Annotated in this window: 19 protein-coding genes; 13 read left to right on the forward strand and 6 right to left on the reverse strand. The window is 62.0% G+C overall.

Annotated elements, in window-relative coordinates; genetic code table 11:
* The first annotated feature begins 11 nt into the window (after positions 1-11).
* Positions 12-1,364 carry an aldehyde dehydrogenase family protein gene (locus tag ACQY6C_RS01325; RefSeq protein ID WP_427963831.1) on the forward strand — a complete coding sequence of 451 codons (1,353 nt, stop codon included), beginning with the start codon at positions 12-14 and terminating at the stop codon, positions 1,362-1,364.
* Between the two features lie 86 nt (positions 1,365-1,450).
* Here ACQY6C_RS01325 and ACQY6C_RS01330 read toward each other — a convergent pair whose 3' ends face one another.
* Together ACQY6C_RS01330 and ACQY6C_RS01335 are read right to left on the reverse strand one after the other, a co-directional pair.
* A complete protein-coding gene (locus ACQY6C_RS01330; RefSeq protein ID WP_427963833.1) occupies positions 1,451-2,494 on the reverse strand; it encodes a substrate-binding domain-containing protein in 1,044 nt (347 codons plus the stop codon).
* A gap of 100 nt (positions 2,495-2,594) precedes the next feature.
* Complete coding sequence (locus ACQY6C_RS01335) at positions 2,595-3,974, reverse strand: OprO/OprP family phosphate-selective porin (RefSeq protein WP_427963835.1); 1,380 nt, start codon at positions 3,972-3,974, stop codon at positions 2,595-2,597.
* Positions 3,975-4,170: 196 nt separating this feature from the next.
* On the opposite strand from ACQY6C_RS01335, the gene ACQY6C_RS01340 reads away from it, so the two are divergent.
* Entirely contained in the window at positions 4,171-5,919 is a 1,749-nt protein-coding gene (locus ACQY6C_RS01340) for a sensor domain-containing diguanylate cyclase (RefSeq protein WP_427963837.1), read from the forward strand.
* Between the two features lie 16 nt (positions 5,920-5,935).
* On the opposite strand, the gene ACQY6C_RS01345 is transcribed toward ACQY6C_RS01340, so the two are convergent.
* Together ACQY6C_RS01345 and ACQY6C_RS01350 are read right to left on the reverse strand one after the other, a co-directional pair.
* Entirely contained in the window at positions 5,936-6,331 is a 396-nt protein-coding gene (locus ACQY6C_RS01345) for an acyl-CoA thioesterase (RefSeq protein ID WP_427963838.1), read from the reverse strand.
* Complete coding sequence (locus tag ACQY6C_RS01350) at positions 6,328-8,463, reverse strand: S9 family peptidase (protein ID WP_427963993.1); 2,136 nt, start codon at positions 8,461-8,463, stop codon at positions 6,328-6,330. Before ACQY6C_RS01350 ends, ACQY6C_RS01345 begins: the two co-directional genes overlap by 4 nt.
* Positions 8,464-8,660: 197 nt before the next feature.
* On the opposite strand from ACQY6C_RS01350, the gene ACQY6C_RS01355 reads away from it, so the two are divergent.
* The 6 genes from ACQY6C_RS01355 (at position 8,661) to ACQY6C_RS01380 (ending at position 14,521) form a co-directional block, all read left to right on the forward strand.
* Positions 8,661-10,493 carry an aminopeptidase P family protein gene (locus ACQY6C_RS01355; protein WP_427963995.1) on the forward strand — a complete coding sequence of 611 codons (1,833 nt, stop codon included), beginning with the start codon at positions 8,661-8,663 and terminating at the stop codon, positions 10,491-10,493.
* A 68-nt stretch (positions 10,494-10,561) separates the two neighbouring features.
* A complete protein-coding gene (locus tag ACQY6C_RS01360; RefSeq protein WP_427963997.1) occupies positions 10,562-10,954 on the forward strand; it encodes a VOC family protein in 393 nt (130 codons plus the stop codon).
* Complete coding sequence (locus ACQY6C_RS01365; RefSeq protein ID WP_427963840.1) at positions 10,951-11,346, forward strand: cupin; 396 nt, start codon at positions 10,951-10,953, stop codon at positions 11,344-11,346. The genes ACQY6C_RS01360 and ACQY6C_RS01365 overlap by 4 nt, the downstream gene beginning before the upstream one ends.
* A gap of 250 nt (positions 11,347-11,596) precedes the next feature.
* Positions 11,597-12,313 (forward strand): hypothetical protein, encoded by a 717-nt coding sequence (locus tag ACQY6C_RS01370; protein WP_427963842.1) that lies wholly within the window; start codon positions 11,597-11,599, stop codon positions 12,311-12,313.
* Positions 12,314-12,362: 49 nt separating this feature from the next.
* Positions 12,363-13,103 (forward strand): response regulator, encoded by a 741-nt coding sequence (locus ACQY6C_RS01375; protein ID WP_427963843.1) that lies wholly within the window; start codon positions 12,363-12,365, stop codon positions 13,101-13,103.
* A 2-nt stretch (positions 13,104-13,105) separates the two neighbouring features.
* On the forward strand, positions 13,106-14,521 hold the full coding sequence (locus ACQY6C_RS01380; RefSeq protein WP_427963845.1) for a sensor histidine kinase: 1,416 nt from the start codon (positions 13,106-13,108) through the stop codon (positions 14,519-14,521).
* Positions 14,522-14,539: 18 nt separating this feature from the next.
* On the opposite strand, the gene ACQY6C_RS01385 is transcribed toward ACQY6C_RS01380, so the two are convergent.
* Positions 14,540-16,141 carry a helicase HerA-like domain-containing protein gene (locus tag ACQY6C_RS01385; protein ID WP_427963847.1) on the reverse strand — a complete coding sequence of 534 codons (1,602 nt, stop codon included), beginning with the start codon at positions 16,139-16,141 and terminating at the stop codon, positions 14,540-14,542.
* A gap of 161 nt (positions 16,142-16,302) precedes the next feature.
* Between ACQY6C_RS01385 and pabB the strand changes: the two genes are divergently transcribed.
* The 5 genes from pabB to ACQY6C_RS01410 all read left to right on the forward strand — a co-directional run bounded on the left by pabB (position 16,303) and on the right by ACQY6C_RS01410 (position 20,229).
* Positions 16,303-18,117, forward strand: a complete 1,815-nt coding sequence (gene pabB / locus ACQY6C_RS01390) for an aminodeoxychorismate synthase component I (protein WP_427963849.1) — start codon at positions 16,303-16,305, stop codon at positions 18,115-18,117.
* Entirely contained in the window at positions 18,114-18,782 is a 669-nt protein-coding gene (locus ACQY6C_RS01395) for an RluA family pseudouridine synthase (RefSeq protein WP_427963850.1), read from the forward strand. Before pabB ends, ACQY6C_RS01395 begins: the two co-directional genes overlap by 4 nt.
* A complete protein-coding gene (gene arfB / locus ACQY6C_RS01400; RefSeq protein ID WP_427963852.1) occupies positions 18,775-19,191 on the forward strand; it encodes an alternative ribosome rescue aminoacyl-tRNA hydrolase ArfB in 417 nt (138 codons plus the stop codon). The genes ACQY6C_RS01395 and arfB overlap by 8 nt, the downstream gene beginning before the upstream one ends.
* Positions 19,192-19,327: 136 nt before the next feature.
* On the forward strand, positions 19,328-19,495 hold the full coding sequence (rpmG, locus tag ACQY6C_RS01405; protein ID WP_315726131.1) for a 50S ribosomal protein L33: 168 nt from the start codon (positions 19,328-19,330) through the stop codon (positions 19,493-19,495).
* Between the two features lie 68 nt (positions 19,496-19,563).
* A complete protein-coding gene (locus tag ACQY6C_RS01410; RefSeq protein WP_427963854.1) occupies positions 19,564-20,229 on the forward strand; it encodes a LolA family protein in 666 nt (221 codons plus the stop codon).
* Between the two features lie 249 nt (positions 20,230-20,478).
* Here ACQY6C_RS01410 and ACQY6C_RS01415 read toward each other — a convergent pair whose 3' ends face one another.
* The gene (locus ACQY6C_RS01415) at positions 20,479-21,906 is read right to left on the reverse strand and encodes an alkaline phosphatase (protein WP_427963856.1); all 1,428 of its coding nucleotides are present in this window, start codon (positions 21,904-21,906) and stop codon (positions 20,479-20,481) included.
* Positions 21,907-21,993: the final 87 nt, after the last annotated feature.

Here is a 21,993-nt window from a genome sequence, read left to right on the forward strand (position 1 = left end):
GAGGACAGACAATGGCCAGTGCCCCCCAGATTTCGCAAAGCGTCCCGGCCGATATGGCGCGGATTTTTGCCGCCCAGAGCGACAATCAATGGAACGTCAAGGCCAGCAGTGCCGAGGAGCGCAAGGCCAGGCTGGCAAAACTGAAAGCCTCGGTCGAAGCCCATGCCGACGATATCGTCGCCGCCGTACAGAAAGATACGCGCAAGCCCGAAGGCGAGATCCGCGTCACCGAAGTCCTCAACGTGATCGCCAATATCCAGCGTAATATCGACAATCTCGACGAGTGGATGAAACCGGCCGAGGTCGCCACTTCGCTCGATCCCAATGACAAGGCGATGATCGTGCATGAAGCGCGCGGCGTGTGCCTGATCCTCGGTCCGTGGAATTTTCCGCTCGGCCTCACCTTCGGCCCGCTCGCGGCAGCCGTGGCGGCGGGCAATTGCTGCATGGTCAAGCTGACCGATCTTTGCCCGGCAACCGCCAGCATAGCCAGGACGATCGTGGAGGAAGTGTTCGACGAGAACGAAGTGGCCCTGTTCGAAGGCGATGTGAGCGTGGCAGAGGCGCTGCTGGAGCTGCCCTTCAATCATATCTTCTTCACCGGAAGCACCCGCGTGGGCAAGATCGTGATGGCCGCCGCGGCCAAGCATCTCGCTACGGTTACACTTGAGCTGGGCGGCAAATCGCCGGTGATTATCGATGAAGGCGCGGATGTCGCGAAGATCGGTGCAGCGCTGGCCGGGGCCAAGCAGTTCAATGGCGGGCAGGCCTGCATCTGCCCGGACTATGTCTTTGTGCCCGGAAGCCAGAAGGATGATCTGGTCGAAGCCTTCAGGAGCAACGTCCGGCAAAACCTCTACAGTGACGACGGCTCGATCAAGACAGAGGCGATTGCGCAGGTCGTCAACGAAAGCAATTTCAAACGCGTGAAATCGCTGTTCGACGACGCGGTGGCCAAAGGTGCGACGGTGGCCGTGGGCGGCACTTTCGAGGAAGACAGCCGCACCGTCCATCCAACGATGCTGACAGATGTCACGCCGCAAATGTCGATCCTGCAGGAAGAGATCTTCGCTCCGCTTCTGCCGGTCATGACCTATGATAATCTCGATCAGGCGATCGGCTATATCGAGGCCCGCGACAAACCGCTGGCGCTCTACATCTTCAGTCCTGACCAGGAGCACATCGACAAGATTCTGAACCGCACCTCGTCAGGCGGCGTCACCGTCAACGGCGTCTTCTCGCATTACCTCGAAAACAACCTTCCGTTCGGCGGCGTCAACCAGAGCGGCATGGGCAGCTATCACGGCTATTTCGGCTTCAAGGCCTTCAGCCACGAGCGCGCAGTCTATATGCACCAGGCCTGATCGCGCGCGTTACCAACACCCCAACGAAATAGCGCCGCCCCGCCTTGCGACGGAGCGGCGCCACTCGCTGAAGCTGGTGGGTGGGGTTACTTCAGCTCGTCGGCCGTAAGCGTGGTAAGGTTCTTCACCTTTTCCGCATTGGCGGCCTGGACATCGTCAGGGGAGGCGACGAGGCCGATCTTGGCCAGCGGGCCGTCCTTGCCCCAGCTCTTGGCCCATTCGGCCAGATAACCGTCGAGGCCCGGGATGGCCTGCATGTGGGCCTTCTTCACATAGACGAAGAGCGGGCGCGCACCCGGATAGGCGAAGCTTGAGATATTCTCATAGGTTGCAGGAACGCCATTGATCGGCAGATCCTGCAGCTTGTCTTCATTCTCTTCGAGATAGGAATAGCCGAACACGCCGACCGCCTTGGGGTTGGCGGCGATCTTCTGCACGATCAGATTGTCCTGTTCGCCCTGGTCGACATAGCCACCATCCGAACGCACTTCGGTGCAGACGGCCTTGAACTTGTCTTCGTCGCTTTCCTTGAGCGCCTTCATCTCGTCGCTGGTTTTGCAACCTGCTTCAAGGATCAGTTCCTTGAGCGCGTCGCGCGTGCCGGAGGTAGAGGGCGGGCCATAGACCAGGATCGGCTCGGCAGGCAGCGAAGAATCGACGTCGGCCCAGGTCTTGCTGGTCTGCTCGCCGCCATAGGGGTGTGCCGCGAGTGCTTCATAGATGATCTTCGGCGAAAGGTTCATCATGATGCCGCCCTTGGCCGAAGCAAAGGCAATGCCGTCAAGGCCGACCTGCAGTTCGACGATGTCGGTCACGCCATTAGCGGCGCAGGACTCGAACTCCGAGAGCTTCATGCGGCGCGAGGCATTGGTCATGTCGGGCGTGTCGGCGCCGACGCCAGAGCAGAATAGCTTGATGCCGCCGCCCGAGCCGGTCGATTCGATCAGCGGCGACTTGGAGCCGGGGTTCGAGCGGGCATAGCTTTCAGCCACCGCCTTGGCGAAGGGGAACACGGTCGAAGAGCCGACTGCGCGGATCGAATCGCGTGCGCCGCCGCCCGGGTTTTCACCACATGCAGAGAGCGCCAGGGCCGAAATGGCCGCGAGGCAGGAAAGTTTGGAAATACGCATGAGACTTACCTTTGCTTGAAGTACTCTGAAAACTCGAATTGCCGGTCCGATAGGTGCCGTATGTGACGTCTATGTGACGTTTCTGCGATAGACCGCCCTATCAGAAATCGACCTGCGCCCGCACGCCGAAGGAGTCGACGCTGTAGGAGGTGTCGCCACTGCCGGTGGGATAGACCGCATCGTCATAGGACATCTTGCCGTAGTTCATCATGAAGCGGGTGTAGGCTGTCGGCGTCCAGATCAGCGAAACGCCGTAACCGTTCTGCTTGCCGCCGATGATGTCGGCATCGTTGAGGTCGAGATAGTCGTAACGCAAATTGACCTGCACCGCACCCATGCCGCCCTTGCCGACAGGATTGGCCGGCTTCACCCGGTCGAATGTGCCGCCCTTATAGCCGCGCTTGTCGCCGCCGGTGAGGAAGTAGCCGACTTCGGCATAACCGCCGAAGAATGTGGGGTCCGAAAGCCCGGCCGGACGGCTGGCCTTCTGCCAATAACCTTCGGCAGCCGCGTGGAACGGGCCGGAGATGGCCGCAGCTTCAACGCCAAGGCCAAGCTCGCTGTCGGCAGCGAAATGCCCGGTGTTGATGAAGCGCTCGCCGGTAAAATGGACGAAGGGCCGCTGGCGATAGCGCAGCGAAGTACCAGCTTCATAATCGGTGTAGTGGATCGAGCCGCCCATGTGGAGCTGCGTGCCGCCCATCTTGGGCATGAACACCACGCGGCCATCGGCGCTCCAGTTCTTGTTCGAAAGATCGTCGATATTGTCGGTGAACAGCCCGCCCTGCACCAGCACATCGCCCTTGTGGTACTGGAGCGAGGCACCGACGCGGCGCTCGAAATCGAACGCATCGGTGAATGCCGCGCGCTCCATGAACGAGATGAAGCGGCTGCTGGTGAGTTCTTCCAGGCCCTGGAAATTGTTGTGCTGGCCAACCGCGACCTTCACCGGGCCATCCTTGTAAGTCAGGATCGCATCGGTGATTTCAGTCGAATTGCCGGCGAAATCGAGCTCGAACTTGTAGCCGAAGCCGCCAGGAATATCGCCTTCGACGCCGAGGCGCGCGCGACGCACTTCATTACCGAATCCATCGCTACGGCCAGTAGAAGAAGGCGCCGATGTCGTACCAGCGTCATATTGCAAGCGCCCGCGCGGCTTGAAGCTCCATCCACCCTCGCCTTCGAACTTCGGCGCGCCTTTCCAGCTCACCTTCGGCGCGGAGGATTTCGCCGCTGCGGCGGTTTCATTTGCAGCCGCAGCGGCCTCGCTTGCGGCAGCTGCCGCCGTATTGGCCGCCTGGGCCTGCGCCTCAGCCTCTGCAAGATCGCTTTCCAGCGAATCGATTCGAGCCGCCATTTCAGCCATTTGCGCGCGCATCTGCGCTATGGCTTCGCGCATTTCGGCTTCGTCCTGCGCATAGGCGGGTTGAGAGAATGAGATGGCCGTTGCCAGAGCAATCGCCGATGCCTGAAGTCTCACTGGTTTCGATCCTTTGTTTGACCAATTTCTGGCGCGCCTATGACTGCCAAGTGACAGTTTGATGACGCTCACACCGGTCTTGGTGGACAGCATGTGGACAAATTGCGCCCGCGCGAGTTTTCGCATCCGAGCAAGCCCTTGGACAAACGCAGGAAATCGGGCCTCCATTAACCCGCGCGAAGGGCTTGTCCCCTAAATGAGCGACATGCGGAGGAGTTTCATTCAATTCTGCCTGGCCATTCGCGCCGTGCTGGCGGCGCTTGGGCTCACGCTTCTGCTGCCCGCTGCGGCGGCGGCCCAACCGCTGCAATCCAGCCCCTGTTTCGTCAATCAGGTGTTCGAGAGCGAGGCCGCGCTCGAACGGGCTTACAAGTCGCAGAGCCGGTGGGATTGCTCCAAGCAGAAGGAAGAAAGGGCGGGCGGCGACTGGTCGCTCCGCTTCGATGTGGCTCAAAGCCCAATTGTGCCGCAAGTGCTCAATACGCGGCTCGGCTATTTCGAACGGCTGCGAATTGCCGTTCGCAACGACAAGGGGAAATGGTCGATCGAAGGCTTTGGCCTGGAGGATGCGAAGTCCACCTTTGGCGAGCCGATGATCGAATTTCCCGTTCCGCAAGTTTCGGGAAAGCCGGTGGCGGTCATCGCAAGCTTTACCGGCAATGGGCACGGCTCAACGCTCAGCCGCGCCATGCTGCTCGACAAGCCGCAGGGGCTCAGCGAATCCACGCTGATCCAGTTCATGTCGCTGGCTGCCCTGATCGGTATGATGCTGGTTCCAATAGCGCTCGATGCGATCTTCTACCGCGCCCAGCGGCGATCTTTCCTTGCCTGGCACATCGTACTGACCCTCAGTTTCGCGGGGATGATCGTAACCCGGTCAGGGATTATCAACCTGATCGCCGAGGTGCCGCCTGACATCTGGCGTGTCATGCTCATCATGGCCACAGGTGTAATGGCGGCCACAGCGCTGATGTTTCTGCGTAGCTATATCGAGCCGGATCGATTGTCGCGCAGGCTGAGGGCTGCGATCCCGATTGTTGCGATCTGGACCATATTGCTCAGCGCCGTGCATGCAGCGTCACTCGAGGTTCTGCGCCCATTGGGCGGCAATTTTCACAGTCTCGGGATGATTCCGGCCTTTGCAGTGATCCTGGCCTTGATGGTCGATGCCTGCCGGAAACGCAGCCGTGCAGTCATCTTCGTGCTGATCGGCTGGGCTCCGATCCTGCTTGCCTCCTTCATCCAGATCAGCACGCAAATACTGCCCTTCGCGCTGCAGAACGACGCCTTGCCCCTGTTCTATATCGGCATCCTGTCAGAAGGCATCGCGACCGCCATGGGCGTTGCCGACCGCTTTTTCGCCCTTCGGCGCGAGCGCGACGACGCAATCTCCGAAGCGAAGGAGCTGGGCCGCCTTTCGGAACGCGACGGGCTGACGGGTCTCTACAATCGCCGCACGCTGGAGGGCCGGTTCGATGATTTGCGCCAACAGGGCTTCGACACGATGGCGCTGCTCGATCTCGACCGGTTCAAGCAAATCAACGACCGCTTCGGCCACCGGACCGGCGACGCGGTTCTGGTGGCGTGTGCCAAGGTCTTCAACAGTGGCCGCCGCCGCGATTCCATCGCTGCCCGATTGGGCGGGGAGGAATTCATGATCCTTACCCGCGGCCGGCGAGGGTTGCAGTTGGCGGAGAAGTTCCGCCAGGCGATACCGGTGCGGGTCGCCGCCGAAGTGGAGGGCCTCGACTGTCCGGTCACCGCCAGCATGGGCGTGATTTCGATCCCCAGCGAAGGTCTGCAGGGGATGGATTTTGCAGAGCTTTATGCCCGTGCGGACACGCTGCTCTACGAAGCCAAGAAGGCGGGGCGCAATCGCACCGTGCATGAACGTATCATGCGCTTCGACACGCCGGAATCGGCCCGATCAGTCGAAGCCGCCTGAGCGACGAGCCTTCGCGCTAGTCCTGGAACGGGGCGATCACTTCCGGACGCACGCGCACCAGCCGCTGCGTTGCGCGGTCAAGCATGGCCCAGGTCGTGCGGGCCGAAACGATGACCTTGCCTGTGTCGTTGCGGAAATCGACGCGCCGGTCAGACTTCGCGCCCTGCGCCGGCCCATCGATCCAGGTCTCGCCCGTCACGCTTTCGCCTTCGGAGATATTTCCGCGGTAATCGATCTCGTGCCGGATCACGACCCAGAAGAACTGCGCATTATCGTCAGGGCGGGCAGCAGCCTCCCAATGGGCGGTGGCAATATCCTGGATCCACTGCACCCAGACGGTGTTGTTGACATGCCCGAGCTCATCGATGTGCCCGGGCAATGCCATGAAGCTGCGAGTGTATCGGTTGCTCAATCCGCGCCCTCATCCTTTGCAAGCCCCATCTGCCACAGGATGAAGGCCACCTCTTCCGCCGTTTCATAGAGCGAGTTCCAGCGGCCCGACTTGCCGCCGTGACCTGCACCCATATTGGTCTTGAGCAGTAGTTCGTTGCCATCTGTCTTCAGCTCGCGCAGCTTGGCGACCCACTTGGCCGGCTCCCAATAGGTGACGCGCGGGTCGTTGAGCCCGGCAGTTACCAGCATCGGCGGATAGTCCTGCGCCACCACCTGATCGTAAGGCGAATAGCTCAGCATATAGGCAAAGGCCTGCTTGTCAGTGATGGGATTGCCCCATTCCTGCCATTCGCCCGGCGTCAGCGGCAGATCCTCGTCGAGCATGGTGTTGAGCACATCGACAAAGGGCACATGCGCCACAATTGCGCCCCACATCTCGGGCGCCTGGTTGACGATGGCGCCCATCAGTTCGCCGCCTGCCGAACCGCCGCTCGCAGTCACCTTGCCTTCGGAAGTGTAGCCCATCGCCGCAAGGCCCTTCGCCGCGTCGACGAAATCGTTGAAGGTGTTGCGCCGCTCGAATGCCTTGCCCTGCAGATACCAGCGGCGGCCCAGATCATCGCCCCCGCGAATATGCGCGATGGCATAGGCGAAACCGCGATCGATCAGGCTCAGCCGCGTGGTCGAAAAGCCCGGCGGTACGGCATAGCCATAGGCGCCATAGGCATAGAGATGGAGCGGACCGCCAGCCCCGCCATTTATCGTGTCGCGATCCTTGCGCATGACCACACTGACTGGGACCATGGTGCCGTCGCGCGCTTCCACCGTCACCCGCTCGGTGGTGTAGAGCGAGGGATCGTAGCCGCTCGGGATCTCCTGCTGCTTGAGCAATTCCAGATCGCCGGAAGCCAGGTGGTAGTCATAAACCGAATCCGGCGTGACCATACTCTCGTAGGAAAGCCGCAACTTCGACACATCATATTCGGGATTGTTGGAAAGCCCGGCTGTATAGCTCGCTTCCGGGAAGGCGATCGGCTTCGCTTCGCCCGGCTTTTCGTAGGAGCGGATCTGCACCTGGTCGAGCCCGTCGAGCCGCCCTTCGGTAACGAAGAAGTCCTTGAACAGCTCGAAACCGGTCAGGTAGAAATCATCCGATCCCGCCAACACGGTTTCCCACTCACCCGGCTTGTCGATTGTCGCCTTGGCGAGGCGGAAATTGATGTGTTCGTCATTGGTCCAGACGAACACTTCGGCGTCGCGAATATCGACCGAATATTCCACACCCTTGCGGCGCGGCCTGACCAGGATCTGCTCGCCGGTCGGATCGTCCGCCCGCACCAGCCGCACTTCGCTCGTCTCGTTATCTCCGGTGGCGATCACCAGCCAGTCGTCCTGCGCCGACAGGCCGGAGCCGACGCGGAATGTCTCGTCATCCTCGTGGTAGATCTCGACATCCTCGCTCAACGGCGTGCCGAGTGTATGCAGCCGGACATTGTCGACCCGCCAGTTCTCGGTCGCCTTGCCGTATGCGATCCTGGTGTCGCCCGCGACCCAGACCAGGCCGGACAGCGTTTCGGGGATCTCATCCTCCAGCAAATCGCCGGTTTCGAGATCCTTGATCCGCGCCGTGAAGCGCTCCGATCCGTTGGTGTCGGTCGAATAGGCGAGATAGCGCCCGTTCTGGCTCACCGACATCGCGCCAAGGCGGAAGTAGTCGAGGCGCTCCGCCAATGCATTTTCGTCAAGGATCAGCACCGCATCGCCGCCCGCGGCAGGCTTGCGGTAATACTTGCGATACTGCGCGCCTTCCTCGAACTCGGACCAGTAGATCCAGTCGCCATCCTTTTGCGGGACCGAGCTGTCATCTTCCTTGATGCGGCCCTTCATTTCTTCGAACAGCTTGTCGGTCAGCGCCTTGTGCGGTGCCATGCGCGCTTCGAACCAGGCGTTTTCCGCCTTCAGATATTCGAGCACGTCTGCGTCATCCACCTTGGGGTAGGATTCGTCTTTCAGCCAGTGGTAGGGATCGCTGATCGTGATCCCGTGGTGAGTAAAACTGTAGTCGCGCCGCTCAGCCGAGGGCGGGGAGGTCGGTGCCTCTTGTGTCACTTGTGTCTTGTCCTTGTCCGTGTTCGCGGCTTGCGCTGCCATGGGCACGATGACGAAGCAAGCGGCAAGCGCCGCCAATGACAGTTTCCGGATTTCCAAGTCGAATGCTCCTCGTTGGCTTCAGGCATGGTTGCCGCCACGGGTGGCGCGGCAACCAATTGGCTCCTATGTTGGTTTCGATAGAAAGCAGTTTGCCCATTGGGCAAGCGAGAATGTCCAGGACACCAGGATTCGACCAGATGTTGATGCAGACCCATGAAGCCCGGCTGGCCGCTCTGCGCCAGGAACTGAAAGCACGCGAATTGGACGGCTTCGTCGTTCCGATTTCCGATGAGCATATGAGCGAATATGTCGGCGCCTATGCCCAAAGGCTGGCATGGCTGACAGGCTTCGGCGGGTCAGCCGGCAGCGCAGTGGTGCTGACAGACACATCACAGGGAACCGGGGCCGCGATCTTCGTCGATGGCCGCTATACCGTTCAGGTGCGCGATCAGGTGGACGAGAAGCTGTTCGAATACCGCTCCGTCCCGAAGGACACGATTGGCGGCTGGCTGGCCGAACATGCCGGGAAAAGCGCGCGGATCGGCTATGACCCATGGCTGCACACGCAGAAATGGGTGGATCAGGTCAGCAAGCAGACCGCGCGCAAGGGCGCCAAACTCGTGCCGGTCGAGAGCAATCCGCTTGACGCCGTGTGGCAGGACCGCCCCGAACCCTCCTCTGCACCCGCGCTGATCCAGTCAGACGAGTATGCCGGGCGCTCGTCGGCCGAGAAACGCTCCGAAATCGGCGAATGGCTCAAGGCAGAAGGGCATGACGCAGCGGTGATCTCAGCGCTCGATTCGATCGCCTGGCTGCTCAACATTCGCGGCAGCGATGTCGATCGCACGCCAGTCGCACTGAGCTATCTCATTGCCCATGACGACGGCACGGCGGAGCTGTTCATCGCGCCGGAAAAGGTCACGCCTGAATTGACCCAGCACTTAGGAAATGCCGTGACTCTGCGCGACCGCGCCGGATTTCCCGACGCGCTGGCAGGGTTGAAGGGCAAGAGCATATCGGTCGATCCCGATTACGGCGTCGCAGCTATCGGCCAACTCCTGGAAGGGGCGGGCGCGAATGTCTGCTTCAATCGCGATCCCACCATCCTGCCCAAGGCCATCAAAAACAAGGTCGAGCAGCAGGGGCACCGCGATGCGCAGGCGCGCGATGGGGCAGCCGTTTCGCGCTTCCTCCACTGGCTCGAACGCGAAGCGCCTGCGGGCGAGATCGACGAACTGACCGCGGCTGCGAAGCTGCGCGCTTTCCGCGAGGAACATGGCGATCTGCGCGATCTTTCCTTCGATACGATCTCGGCCGCCGGGCCGCACGCTGCCCTGCCGCATTATCGCGTGGACGAGGACAGCAATCTCACCATCCCGCCGGGCAGCATCTATCTGGTCGATTCGGGTGGCCAATACCCCAGCGGCACGACGGACATCACCCGCACCGTTTGGGTGGGAACACCCGATGGTTCGGCGCAGCCCAGCGCGGAGATGAAGGACCGCTACACCCGCGTTCTCAAGGGCCATATCGCGATTTCCCGCGCTATCTTTCCGCAAGGCACGGCGGGCAGCCAGCTCGACGCCTTCGCACGCCAGTTCCTGTGGGCAGCCGGGGTCGACTATGCGCATGGCACTGGCCATGGGGTCGGCAGCTTCCTTTCGGTCCATGAGGGACCGCAGAGGATCGCCAAATCCGCTGGCGGGCAGGCGGGGACAGACCAGGAGCTGTTTGCCGGCATGATTCTCTCCAACGAGCCGGGCTATTACAAGCAGGGCGCGTTCGGAATCCGGATCGAAAATCTGGAACTGGTCGAGCCGCGCGAAGTCGAAGGCGCCGAGGGCGAATACCTGGGATTCGAGACCCTCACTTTCGTGCCGATCGATCGCAAGCTGGTCGAGAAAAGCCTGCTGACACCCGAAGAGCTTCAGTGGTGGAGCGACTATCACAAGCGGGTGTTCGATATCCTCTCGCCACAGCTCGTAGGCGACGATCTCGCCTGGCTCGAGCGGGAGTGCCAACCGCTCTGATTTGGCTTGCCGCCCGAACTTTGTTCACGTAATGTTCCGCCCATAGCGATTCGCAAAGGAGACGAATGATGATCGGTTACGTGACCCTTGGAACCAACGACCTGCCCCGTGCGGCAGCCTTCTATGACGCCATCGCCAAGGAGATGGGATATGGAAGGATGATGGATTTCGACACTTTCATCGCATGGGGCGCGTGGGACGGGCCGGCCGGGATCGCAGCGACAAAACCGTTCGACGGTGAGGCGGCGACGGTCGGCAATGGCACGATGGTGGCTCTGCAGGCAAAAGACACCGACCAGGTGAAGCGGATCTACGATATTGCAATGGCCAATGGCGGCAGCGACGAAGGCGAACCGGGGCCGCGCGGCGAGCCGGACGAGAACGGCAACACCTTCTATGCCGGCTATTTCCGCGATCCCGATGGCAACAAGCTCAACGCCTTCTGCATGGTGCAGGGGTGAGCGCGCGCAAGCTCGCCAGTGATTTCATTCATCTGGGGCTTGGCGCAACTGCCGAGCCCCAACCCCCCTTCACCGGAATCGAATGGTACGAAGCCTATGGCGAACGTCATGGCTCCGATGGAGCGGAAGGACGGTTGGTAGCCCTGCATAGCTTCACTGAAGATTGGCCAAGCTGGGAAGTCCATCCCAATGGTTCGGAAGTGGTGATCTGCACTTCAGGGCAAATGCTGCTGACGCAGGAATATCCCGATGGGCATTTAGAGCAAATTACGCTTCGATCGGGTGAATATGCCATCAACCCTCCGGGCGTATGGCATACCGCCGATATCGAGCACGAAGCGACAGCCATTTTCATCACCAGCGGTGAAGGGACGCAGAACCGTCCGCGCTAGGCCGCGTGGACAAGATTGAGTTCCAGATCGGGCGATTCATGCGGTTCTGCTTTCGCTTGAATGAACCGGAACTCTCGCCCGATACAAATTGCGACATTTCTCCTGCATCGCAGCATATTCCTGCGACAGAGAAGGCCTAGAAAGGCCTGACGAGTTGCGGCGGTGCGCCGGTCGATTCCCAAGACCCTCCCCCCCCCTGAACGGCCGGTGCACCCCGCAGCTCAAGAACATCTCAGTCTTCGGGAGTAGAATGATGCGCAAACTCACCCTTACCCTTTCCGCCGCCGTCCTCGCGATGGCAGGCGCCGGCACCGCCCTCGCAACCCACCATCGCGGTGAGCACAATCCCGATGGCGACGGCGCCGTGACATTGGCGGAAATGCAGGCACACAGCGCCGAAATGTTCAGCAAGATGGATGTCGATGGCAATGGCGTGATCGACGAAGCCGATCGCGCGGCACGCCATGCCCAACACTTTGCCGCCGCCGATACGGACGGCGATGGCGAATTGTCGCAATCGGAGATGGAAGCAGCGCATGAGTCGCGGATGGCGAAGCGCATGGAACGGCGCGAGGCCCGTCACGAAGCTCGCTTCGCGCGGCTCGATACCGATGGCAGCGGCGGCATTTCGCAAGAGGAACTTGCAGCCGGCCACGCGGCGCGCATGGAGCGCCACGGTAAAACGGGCGGTGAAATGCACGGCGATCACCACGCCGGATCGAAGGATGGCCACATGGGCGCAAGGCACAGCGAACATGGCAATCGAGGCCACGGCCCGATGATGATGCTCAAGCGCGCCGATGCCGATGGAGACAAGGCCGTGACCCGCGCCGAGTTCGACGCTGCGGTGGCGGCTCACTTCGCCAAGATGGATTCCGACGGTGACGGCACGGCTACCGCTGCCGAACGCAAGGCCGCACATGAAGCGATGAAGGCGCGCTGGAAAGAGCGGCGCGAATCCGAATAGTGCGGCTTCCGGTTGAGCAGTGGGCGCTGGTGCGGCAAGGCATGTATCCATGAGCGATAACACGCCCACCACCCTGCTTCTCGTCGATGACGAACCGACACTGCGAGAGCCCCTGGCCGAATATCTTTCCGGTCAGGGGTTCGCCGTGCATGAGGCCGAAAGCGCCGCCGCGGCTCGCAGCCGCCTGCTTGAAATCCACCCTGACCTGATCCTGCTCGATGTCATGATGCCCGGCGAAGACGGATTGTCGCTGACCAGGCATCTGGTCGAAACGCGCGGCACTCCGGTGATCCTGCTCACCGCGCGGGGTGAAGCGACCGACCGGATCGTGGGTCTCGAGATGGGGGCTGATGATTATGTGGTGAAACCGTTCGAGCCGCGCGAATTGGTTGCACGGATCAAAACGGTGCTACGGCGCGTGCAATCAGGCGCTCCGGTCTCGGCAGGCGACAATCTGAATTACCAGTTCGAGGAGTGGCAGCTCGATCCTCTCAAACAGAAACTTACCGATCCCGATGGAGCGGCTGTTCCGATCTCCACCGCCGAGTTCCGCATGCTGCGCGCATTTCTCGACCATCCGCGCGAGGTGCTCGATCGCGATCGCCTGCTCGACATGGTACAAGGCCGCGAAGCGCACCTGTTCGACCGTGCAGTCGACAACCAGGTCAGCCGGTTGCGCCGCAAGATCGAAGCGGACAGCCGCAACCCGCAATTGATCCTCACCGTTCGCGGCGGCGGTTATCGCCTGGCTGCGGATGTCCGCCGCATAAAATCGGAACCCGGAAATTGAGGATGCCGGTCCCTCGCAGCCTGTTGGGCCAGGTGATGCTGGTGCTCGGGCTCGGGCTACTGCTTGGGCAGGCGGTTTCGGGCGTCCTGTTGTTTCGCGCTGCCGAACAGCGGCGAGAGGCCGAACTCGTCAGCACGATGGGCTTCCGGCTCGTCGCGGCCCTTGAGGGGCGGGGTCGCGAAAACGGAGCAGCGAAGCGCAGTCGCCTCAAGCTCGATCACGAAGAGCAAGGCGAGTTCGGTCGAAGGAGCTATATGCACAGGCTCCGCCTGGGGCTTGAGACAAGCGATATTTCGCCGCTCAAGCCGGGCGAAAAACATCTGGCCGAATATGAAGAAGACCTGCGCGCACTCTTCGCGCGCCAGGGCGTAGAAGTTGGCGAACTTGTCGTTACCAGGCGCCTGGCGGGCCAGGATGCGTTTCTCGCCTCTCGCCCGCGCCTCCGCGAAAGAATGTACGGACACGACTGGCATGATCGCGCGATCCTGGTCGCGGGGGTTGAGCGCCCTGATGGCGGATGGAGCGTGGCGCGCCTGCCGGAGCCGAGGCCCCCGCGCGGGGTCATGGGCTCGATCGCGCTCCAGACGAGTGTCATCTTCGCCGTCCTTGTGGCACTGATCTTTCCGCTGATGCGGCGGATCACCCGGCCACTGGCGCGCCTGACCGAACGGCTCGGAGATTTTTCGCGCAATCCGGGTGAAACCGTTACGCTCGAAGAAAGCGGACCAGCGGATATGCGGCGATTGATTGCCGCGCATAACGCCATGGAAGCGCGCATCGCCGCCATGCTCGACGAGAAGGACGTGATGCTGGGGGCGATCGGGCACGACCTGAAGACGCCGCTCGCGGCGCTGCGCGTGCGGATCGAAAACGTTCCCGATGCGACCCAGCGCGCACGCATGGCGGAAAGCATCGAGGACATAACGCATACGCTCGACGATATTCTCAATCTGGCGCGGGTCGGCCGATCGAGCGACCCGCTGGAAAAGACCGAACTTTCGGCTCTCGTCGCTTCAGTGGTCGAGGAATATGAGGACATGGGCGATCCGGTCGAGCTGCGCGAAACCATGCGCATCGCGGTTCCCCTTCGCGCAACCTGGCTGCGGCGCGCGGTGCGCAATCTGATCGGCAATGCGCTGCGCTATGGCGAAAAGGCGCAGGTCGATGTGCTGCGCGAAGGCGACTATGCCGTGATACGGATCGAAGACGAAGGGCCGGGCATCCCTGAGAACGAGCTATCGGCCATGCTGGAACCCTTTGCCCGCGGCGAAGCGAGCCGCAACCGCGCCACAGGGGGGGCGGGGCTGGGCCTGACGCTGGCCCGGGCCATCGCCGAGCAGCATGGCGGCGAATTAACGCTCCAGAACCGCGAAGAAGGCGGTTTGCGAGCAGAACTGAGGATACCCGCCGCCGGCTAGCGTATCGGGGCCAGCGCCCTAGCGCATCAGCCCGCCGATCAGATTGCGGACGAACCGGCCCGCAACCGGCCCGGCCAGATCAGTCGCGATCGAACCGAGGCCAGAGGTGGCAGCTGTCTTCATCGGATTGGCTCGCGATTTCTTGCCCAGTACTGCGGCAGCGGCGACCGAGGCGGCGGAACCTGCCGCTGCTGCGACAGCCCGATCCTTGGCCTTGCCGAACATGTCCCAGACCGATTTGGTCTTGCGGCTTCGCTTGCGGACTTCCTCTTCGCCCTGTTCCGCGACTTCCTCGGCAGTTGCAGCAGCGTCAGCCGCCTTGGCCGCCAGCACTTCTTCTGCGCTTTCGCGGTCGATGCGCTCATCATATTTGCCATCATGAGGACTGACCGACTGGATGATTGCGCGCTCCTTTGCCGTGACCGGCCCAAGCCGGCTACGCGGCGGCTTGATCAGCGTGCGCTGCACCACGGTGGGCGCGCCATCTTCGTCCAGCGTCGAAACCAGCGCCTCGCCAACCTTGAGCTCGGTGATTGCCGCTTCGACGTCGAGATCGGGATTGATGCGGAAGGTTTCCGCCGCCGCCTTTATCGCGCGCTGATCGCGCGGGGTGAAGGCGCGCAACGCATGCTGGACGCGGTTGCCGAGTTGCCCGGCCACTTCTTCGGGGATGTCGATCGGGTTTTGCGTCACGAAAAACACGCCCACACCTTTCGAGCGGATCAATCGCACGACCTGCTCGATCTTGTCTTCCAGCGCCTTGGGCGCGTCATCGAACAGCAAATGCGCTTCGTCGAAGAAGAACACCAGAGTCGGCTTCTCGGGGTCGCCCACTTCGGGCAGGCTTTCGAACAGTTCGGCCAGCAGCCATAGCAGGAAAGTGGCGTAGAGCTTGGGGCTACGCATCAGCTTGTCGGCGGCCAGCACGTTGACGATACCGCGCCCCTGCTCGTCCAGCTTCAGGAAGTCGTCGATCTCAAGCGCCGGCTCGCCAAAGAACAGGTCCGCACCCTGGCTTTCGAAGCTCAACAGCTGGCGCTGGATCGCGCCGACCGATTGCCGCGAGACATTGCCATATTTGCCGGAAAGTTCCTTCGCGTTGTCCGACGCCCAGGCGAGTACGGCCTGCAAATCCTCGAAATCGAGGATCAGAAGCGGCTTGCCGCCATTCATCACGCCTTCGTCCGCCGCCTTGAAGACGATTTGCAACACGCCTTCCTGCGTATCGTTGAGGTCCAGCAGACGCGAAAGCAGCAGCGGCCCCATCTCGGAGACTGTGGTGCGAATCGGATGACCCTGTTCGCCATAGAGGTCCCAGAAGACCACGGGATTATCGGAATAGGCATAATCGTCCATGCCCAGTTCCCGTGCCCGCCCTTCCAGCTTGTCGGCATGTTTGAATGTGGGCGAACCGGGCATTGCGATGCCCGACAAATCGCCTTTCACATCGGCCACGAACACCGGAACGCCATTGGCGGAGAAACTTTCCGCCAGTCCTTGCAGGCTCACCGTCTTGCCGGTGCCGGTCGCGCCCGCAATCAATCCGTGGCGGTTGGCACGCGACAGGTCGAGATACTGATTCTCGCCATTGCTGGCGAGGCCGAGGAATATCTGGCTCATGGGTAAATAATGCTCCCGGATGCTTGGCGACTGTCTGGCGCAGGCCCGACACGCCGGTCAAGGCCGCACTTGCGCCGGCCGCCGCTCATCCAAGTCATTGAACGAGGGCGAAAGCCAAGACCCGGCTTCCATTCGCGCGCAGGGACACTATGGCAGGATCAATGGGTCAGAGTGTTCCCTTCATCCTCCTTGACGATGCGCGCGATAATGGCGCTGCGCCCGCGCATATCTACGAAGCCCCGCGCGAGATCTTCGTCGCGCGGAGGGCAGAAGACGTGCTTGCAACGCTTGAGGCGGCCGATGCCGCACGGCTGGAAAGCGGCGGATTCCTTGCCGGCTATATCGCCTATGAGGCCGGGCTCGCGCTTGAAACCAGGTTGCAGCCGCTCGCCGATGCGCGCAGCGGCGGAGCAGGCCCGCTGGTATGGCTGGGCCTGTTTGATAGCGTGGAAGAAATCGCGTCCGCCGATGTGCCGGGCTGGCTTGCCGAACGCGCGCAGGGCGAGGCCTCGCTTGGCCCTCTCACGCCGCAGCTTTCGACCGGAGGCTATCTCTCTGCCTTCGAGCGCTTGCAGGAAGCAATTCATGCAGGTGACATCTACCAGGCCAATCTGACCTACCCGCTTGCCGGTTCCTATCGCGGCGATCCGCTGGCGCTCTATGCCGGGCTGCGTTCGTCCGCAGGTTCCGGCTATGGCGGGGTGCTGTTCGACGGTTCGCACTATTTGCTGAGCCTTAGCCCCGAGCTGTTCGTCTCGCTCAAGGAGCGCGATGCGAGGGTGAAGCCGATGAAGGGCACAAGGCCGCGCAGCGAGGATGTTGCGACGGACACGGCGCTCGCAGAGGAACTCGGCCGATCGGTCAAGGACAAGGCCGAAAATCTGATGATCGTTGACCTGATGCGCAACGATCTCAGCCGCGTGGCGGAAGCGGGCAGCGTAGAGGTCGATGCGCTGTTCGCCATCGAAAGCTATCCCACCGTGCACCAGATGGTCTCGACCGTTCGGGCCAGGCTGCAGGAAGGGAATGGAGCGGTCGACCTGATCCGGGCGATCTTCCCCTGTGGTTCGATCACAGGCGCGCCCAAGATCCGTGCGATGGAACTGATTGACGAGGTCGAACGTGACGCGCGCGGCCCCTATTGCGGCGCGCTGGGACGGATCGATGCCAATGGAGATGCAGCCTTCAACGTCGCAATCCGCACTCTGCGACTTACGCCGATCGAGAATGCGCAAGGCAGCGCGGTTCTGGGTGTGGGCGGCGCCATCGTCGCCGACAGCGATGCCATGGCCGAGCGGCGTGAATGCGAGATCAAGGCCGGATTTGCTCGCGCCAGTTCGCCCGAACACCCCATTCCGGCCTTCGACCTGATCGAAACCATGCTGTTCGAGCCCGAAAGCGGGATCGACCTGCTGGAAATGCACCTTGAACGGATCAAGGCGAGCGCGGCGGACCTCGGCTTCGCCTTCGATCGCCATGCCGCGCGCAACAAGATCCAGGCGCTGTGCTTCGATCTGGAGCAGCGCAGCAAGATCCGGCTGCTGGCTTCGCGCGGCGGGGCATTGGCGCTGGAAGCGGTCACCCTTGCCGGACCGCCTCGACAGCCGATGCGCTGCATCGCATTGCCTCTGCCGGTCGATCCGGGTGACTGGCGGCTGCGCCACAAGACCAGTGACCGCGCCTTCTACGAGGAAGCGCTCGCTGTGGCGCGCGGCGAGGGGGCTGACGAAGCTGTGCTGGTGCGCGATGACGGTTTGGTAACAGAGGGCAGCATTTCCAACATATTCCTGCGCGCAGAGGATGGTGTCTTGCTCACTCCCCCCGCCGCGCTCGGGCTTCTGCCGGGCGTTTTGCGCCGTTCGCTGATCGAAAGCGGTGCGGCGCGCGAGGCAAAGCTGACACTGGATGATCTGGCTGGCGGTTTCCTGCTCGGCAATGCCGTGCGAGGGCTGGTTGAGGCGGAGCTGACCCCATGATCGACATTCTCTACGAAGACGGCGAAGCGCTGGTGATCGACAAGCCCGCCGGTTTGCCGATCGAACGCCCGCGCAAGGGCGGGCCGTCGCTCGAGGATCATCTCGAAGCGCTCAAGCTGGGATTCCAGCGCGCGCCCATGCCGGTCCACCGGCTCGACACCGATACCAGCGGCTGCCTGCTGCTGGCGCGCAATCCGAAGGCGCTGAAGCGCTTCAACCGCGCATTTGAAGATCGCCTGGTCGAAAAGTCCTATCTCGCGATCCTCGATGGCCTGCCTGAAGGTGACAGCGGAACGATCGAACTGGCGCTGTCCAAGATCAGCTCGAAAGAAAAGGGCTGGCGCATGATCGCGGCGAAGAAAGGCAAGCCTGCGATTACGCATTGGGAGCAGGTTGGGCTCGTAGGCGAACGCGCCGTGATCCGCTTCCGCCCGGAAACTGGGCGCACGCATCAATTGCGCATCCACGCGCTGGCGGGACTTGGCTATCCGCTGCTGGGCGATCCGGTCTACGGCAGCGGCAAGGGTGCCAAGCGGACCATGCTCCATGCCGAAAGCCTGCGAATAGTGCGCGAAGGCAAGCCCGACATATTTGCCGAAGCTCCACTTCCCGCCGATTTCCGCGCGCTGGGCGTGAGCGAAGCCCCCGCTGCATCCGATGGATGACACGCTCATCGCGCGTGCCCACGCTCTGGCCGAAGAAAGCTTCCTCGCCGGGAGCGGGCCGGGTGGCCAAAACGCCAACAAGGTAGCGACCGAGGTTCAGCTTCGCGTCAACGTCTACAAGCTGCGCCTGCCACCGCCAGTCTTCGCGCGGTTGCGCCAGATCGCAGGCAGCAAGCTGACTGCGGGCGGCGATCTGCTGATCACCGCGAAGGAGCACCGCACACAGGAAGCCAACCGGGCCGAAGCCCGCGAGAAGTTGGCGCAATTGCTGGAAGACGCCCACCGCACACCGAAAAAGCGCGCCAGGACCCGCCTCAACCGCGTCGGCAAGGTTCAGCGGCTCAAGGCCAAGAAGGCGCGCGGCGAAGTGAAGGCCAATCGCGGCAAGGTCTCCCGCAACGACTGGTAGACTTAATCTGGGCGCGGCAATGCTTGACTTTCGGCCGCGATTCGCCCAATGGGCGGCCCGTTGGGGCGGTGCTGCGCGCGCCGCCTGTTGTATTTTTGGCTCTGCAAGGGCCCAGCAAACAGTTTAGGACACCGCCATGGCGAAGCCCGCAACCGTCAAGATCAAGCTCGTCTCGACCGCCGATACGGGTTTCTATTACGTGACGAAGAAGAACCCCCGGAACATCACCGAGAAGATGAGCTTCCGCAAATATGACCCGGTCGTGCGCAAGCACGTCGAGTTCAAGGAAGCCAAGATCAAGTGATCTTGCTGAACGGCCACGCGGCCTGAAGTTCAGTGACAGTTCAAGCCTGCGTGGCTAACACGCCCGGCATGAACATCTTGCATTCCATCGTCAAACGCCCGCTCCGCGCCGCATTGGCCGGTGCGCTGGTGCTTGGCCTGCCTGCCGCCGCGCTCACTGCCCCCGCTACCCCGGCTGTTGCCGCACAGGGCGACCTTGACCGCGCAGTCGGCGCTCTGCGCGCTATAGCGACCATGCAGGCCGATTTCACCCAGACCGACAGGCAAGGCCAGACCGCGCGCGGCGTGATGACGCTGAAGCGGCCAGGCAAGATCCGTTTCGAATATGAAAAGAGCGTGCCGCTGCTGGTCGTATCGAATGGCAGATCGCTTTATCTGATCGATTACGAAGTCGACCAGGTCCAGCGCTGGCCGATCAAGAACTCGCCGCTCGGCGTGCTGCTCGACCCCAATCGCGATATCGCCCGATATGGCAAGCTGGTTTCGACCGGCAATCCCGACGTGGTGAGCATCGAGGTGCGAGACCCCAAACGGCCCGAGTTCGGCATGATCACGATGATCTTCGTTCGCAGCGCCACGGCGCCGGGCGGATTGCAGCTGACCAATTGGGTGGCGCTCGATTCGCAGAACAACCGAACCACCGTCAGACTGCGCAATCATCGCTATGGAGTCGCCGTCGCTGACAGCACGTTCAGGTTCAAGGATCCGCGCAAATCGTCTCGTCGTCCAAGGTGAACGGCTTGACCGCGTCCGGTTGTAGGAATGCGACAAATTGCGGGCGCTCGTTCATTTACAGGAAAGCCTCAAAAGCGTAATTTGCAAATCCAAGGTGATCGAAGGCGGGTTTCCCCCCTGTTGCCCTGATCTTCACCCGGATCGCCTTGGCCAAGCGTGACGAACGCTCAAAAGGAACCCTCGTGCCAATGCCCCCGGCGCGAGGGTTTTTTTGTTGGGTCCAGAGCCAGGCCCGGTCCTACATCCCTCTTACCAGCCGAAGGCCTTGCGCATGATGTCGTAGATCAGGTTCTGCTCGATCACGCCACGCACGCGCTCAGCACCCGGTCCGTTGCCATAGAGCGCGACGTCCTCGCCGCCATGCGTCTCGCTGCCGGTCGGGACCAGCGCCTGCTGATGCGCATGAATGCCGGTTTCAGGATCGGGGCGCTCACCAGCGATTGCGCCAGGGCCATTCATATAGCCCAGGGTCGTATAGGGTTTCCCGTCCTTCGCCAGTGTGGGGCCGCCTGAGGAACCGGCATGTTCATCGTCACCTTCACCCGGCGGTACGACCAGGCCGAGGATCGGATTGCCTCGCTTGGGATAGCCAGCCATCGTGAACACATGGCTGTGATCGGCGGTGACCAGAATCATGGTGTCGGCCGGATCGGTGTGGTCCAATGCATATTGGATCGCACGCGCGAACTCGACCGTCTCTTCCAGCGCATAGCCTGCCTGACCGGCATGGTGGGCATGATCAATCCGCCCACCTTCGACCATCAGATAATATCCGTCCGGGTCGCGCGACAGGCGCTTGATCGCCTCTGCGGTCATTTCAGTCAGCGTCGGTTCGCTGCTGGTGGCCTTCCGGTCGGCCATGTAGCTCAAATGGCTGGGCGTGAAGAGGCCTAGCACAGGCTTGTCGAGCGGCGCAGCAGCCAGCTCGGCCTGCGATTCGACGAAAGCGCCCCCCGTGCGCGCACTCCACGCGCCGGGCAAATCGGCATCGGCTGCCAGACGCCTGCCGCCCTTTTCCGCTCCAAAGAATGCGCCCCGGCCCCCACCCAAGGCCACGTCGAAATCTGTTTCGACCAGCTGCGCGGCGATATCCTTGCACCCCTTGCCGCGCTGCTCTGGCGGGATCGCCGCATCGGCCTCCCAATCGCGGTCGGGGACATGGGCATAGACGGCAGCAGGCGTTGCATGGGTAATCCGCGCCGTGCTGACCACGCCCAGCGCCAGCCCGTGCTGCAAGGCCTGTTCGCCCAGAGTGGGCAGGTGGTGTTCGAGCGACGCAGCACAATCATCCCGGGGTGCTTCAGGCCCGACTCCGAGCATTCCGATACGGGTCTTGAGCCCGGTATTCATGGCCGAAGCCGTGCCCGCGCTGTCCGGCACCTGCGCATCGGTGTTATAAGTCTTCACCAGCGCGACATTCTCGAACCGCTCGAACGGAAGGACATATTCCTCGCCCGTTTGACCCAGCTTTTGTCCCGCATAGATCCGCGCGGCTGTGATGGTGGAGATGCCCATTCCATCCCCGATGAAGAGAATCACGTTCCTTGCTTTGGCCGGTGCCGCCACTGGTGGGGGCGGAGCACTGGCGACCTCGCCTCCACTTCCGGCGGAGCTGCACGACGCGAGCGGAAAGGCGAGGCAGGCAGCAAGCATGATGGCGGTGCGGGCACGAGCCATTTGAGGGATCTCCTTGATTGTTGGCGCAATCGCTATCGCCTCTTGATGTGACGGGAAAGCGAAACCTGCAGGCTGGACCCGATGCGG

This window comes from Altererythrobacter sp. (assembly GCF_050299635.1).
Lineage (GTDB): Bacteria > Pseudomonadota > Alphaproteobacteria > Sphingomonadales > Sphingomonadaceae > Erythrobacter.

Excerpts from the sequence above, each read along its gene's own strand:
- ACQY6C_RS01330 (WP_427963833.1), bottom strand. The coding sequence starts at position 2,494 with ATGCGTATTTCCAAACTTTCCTGCCTCGCGGCCATTTCGGCCCTGGCG.
- ACQY6C_RS01410 (WP_427963854.1), top strand. The coding sequence starts at position 19,564 with ATGAACATCTTGCATTCCATCGTCAAACGCCCGCTCCGCGCCGCATTG.
- ACQY6C_RS01325 (WP_427963831.1), top strand. The coding sequence starts at position 12 with ATGGCCAGTGCCCCCCAGATTTCGCAAAGCGTCCCGGCCGATATGGCG.
- ACQY6C_RS01340 (WP_427963837.1), top strand. The coding sequence starts at position 4,171 with ATGAGCGACATGCGGAGGAGTTTCATTCAATTCTGCCTGGCCATTCGC.
- ACQY6C_RS01355 (WP_427963995.1), top strand. The coding sequence starts at position 8,661 with ATGTTGATGCAGACCCATGAAGCCCGGCTGGCCGCTCTGCGCCAGGAA.
- ACQY6C_RS01375 (WP_427963843.1), top strand. The coding sequence starts at position 12,363 with ATGAGCGATAACACGCCCACCACCCTGCTTCTCGTCGATGACGAACCG.
- pabB (WP_427963849.1), top strand. The coding sequence starts at position 16,303 with ATGGGTCAGAGTGTTCCCTTCATCCTCCTTGACGATGCGCGCGATAAT.
- ACQY6C_RS01415 (WP_427963856.1), bottom strand. The coding sequence starts at position 21,906 with ATGGCTCGTGCCCGCACCGCCATCATGCTTGCTGCCTGCCTCGCCTTT.
- rpmG (WP_315726131.1), top strand. The coding sequence starts at position 19,328 with ATGGCGAAGCCCGCAACCGTCAAGATCAAGCTCGTCTCGACCGCCGAT.
- ACQY6C_RS01385 (WP_427963847.1), bottom strand. The coding sequence starts at position 16,141 with ATGAGCCAGATATTCCTCGGCCTCGCCAGCAATGGCGAGAATCAGTAT.
- ACQY6C_RS01380 (WP_427963845.1), top strand. The coding sequence starts at position 13,106 with ATGCCGGTCCCTCGCAGCCTGTTGGGCCAGGTGATGCTGGTGCTCGGG.
- ACQY6C_RS01370 (WP_427963842.1), top strand. The coding sequence starts at position 11,597 with ATGATGCGCAAACTCACCCTTACCCTTTCCGCCGCCGTCCTCGCGATG.
- arfB (WP_427963852.1), top strand. The coding sequence starts at position 18,775 with ATGGATGACACGCTCATCGCGCGTGCCCACGCTCTGGCCGAAGAAAGC.
- ACQY6C_RS01395 (WP_427963850.1), top strand. The coding sequence starts at position 18,114 with ATGATCGACATTCTCTACGAAGACGGCGAAGCGCTGGTGATCGACAAG.
- ACQY6C_RS01360 (WP_427963997.1), top strand. The coding sequence starts at position 10,562 with ATGATCGGTTACGTGACCCTTGGAACCAACGACCTGCCCCGTGCGGCA.
- ACQY6C_RS01350 (WP_427963993.1), bottom strand. The coding sequence starts at position 8,463 with ATGGCAGCGCAAGCCGCGAACACGGACAAGGACAAGACACAAGTGACA.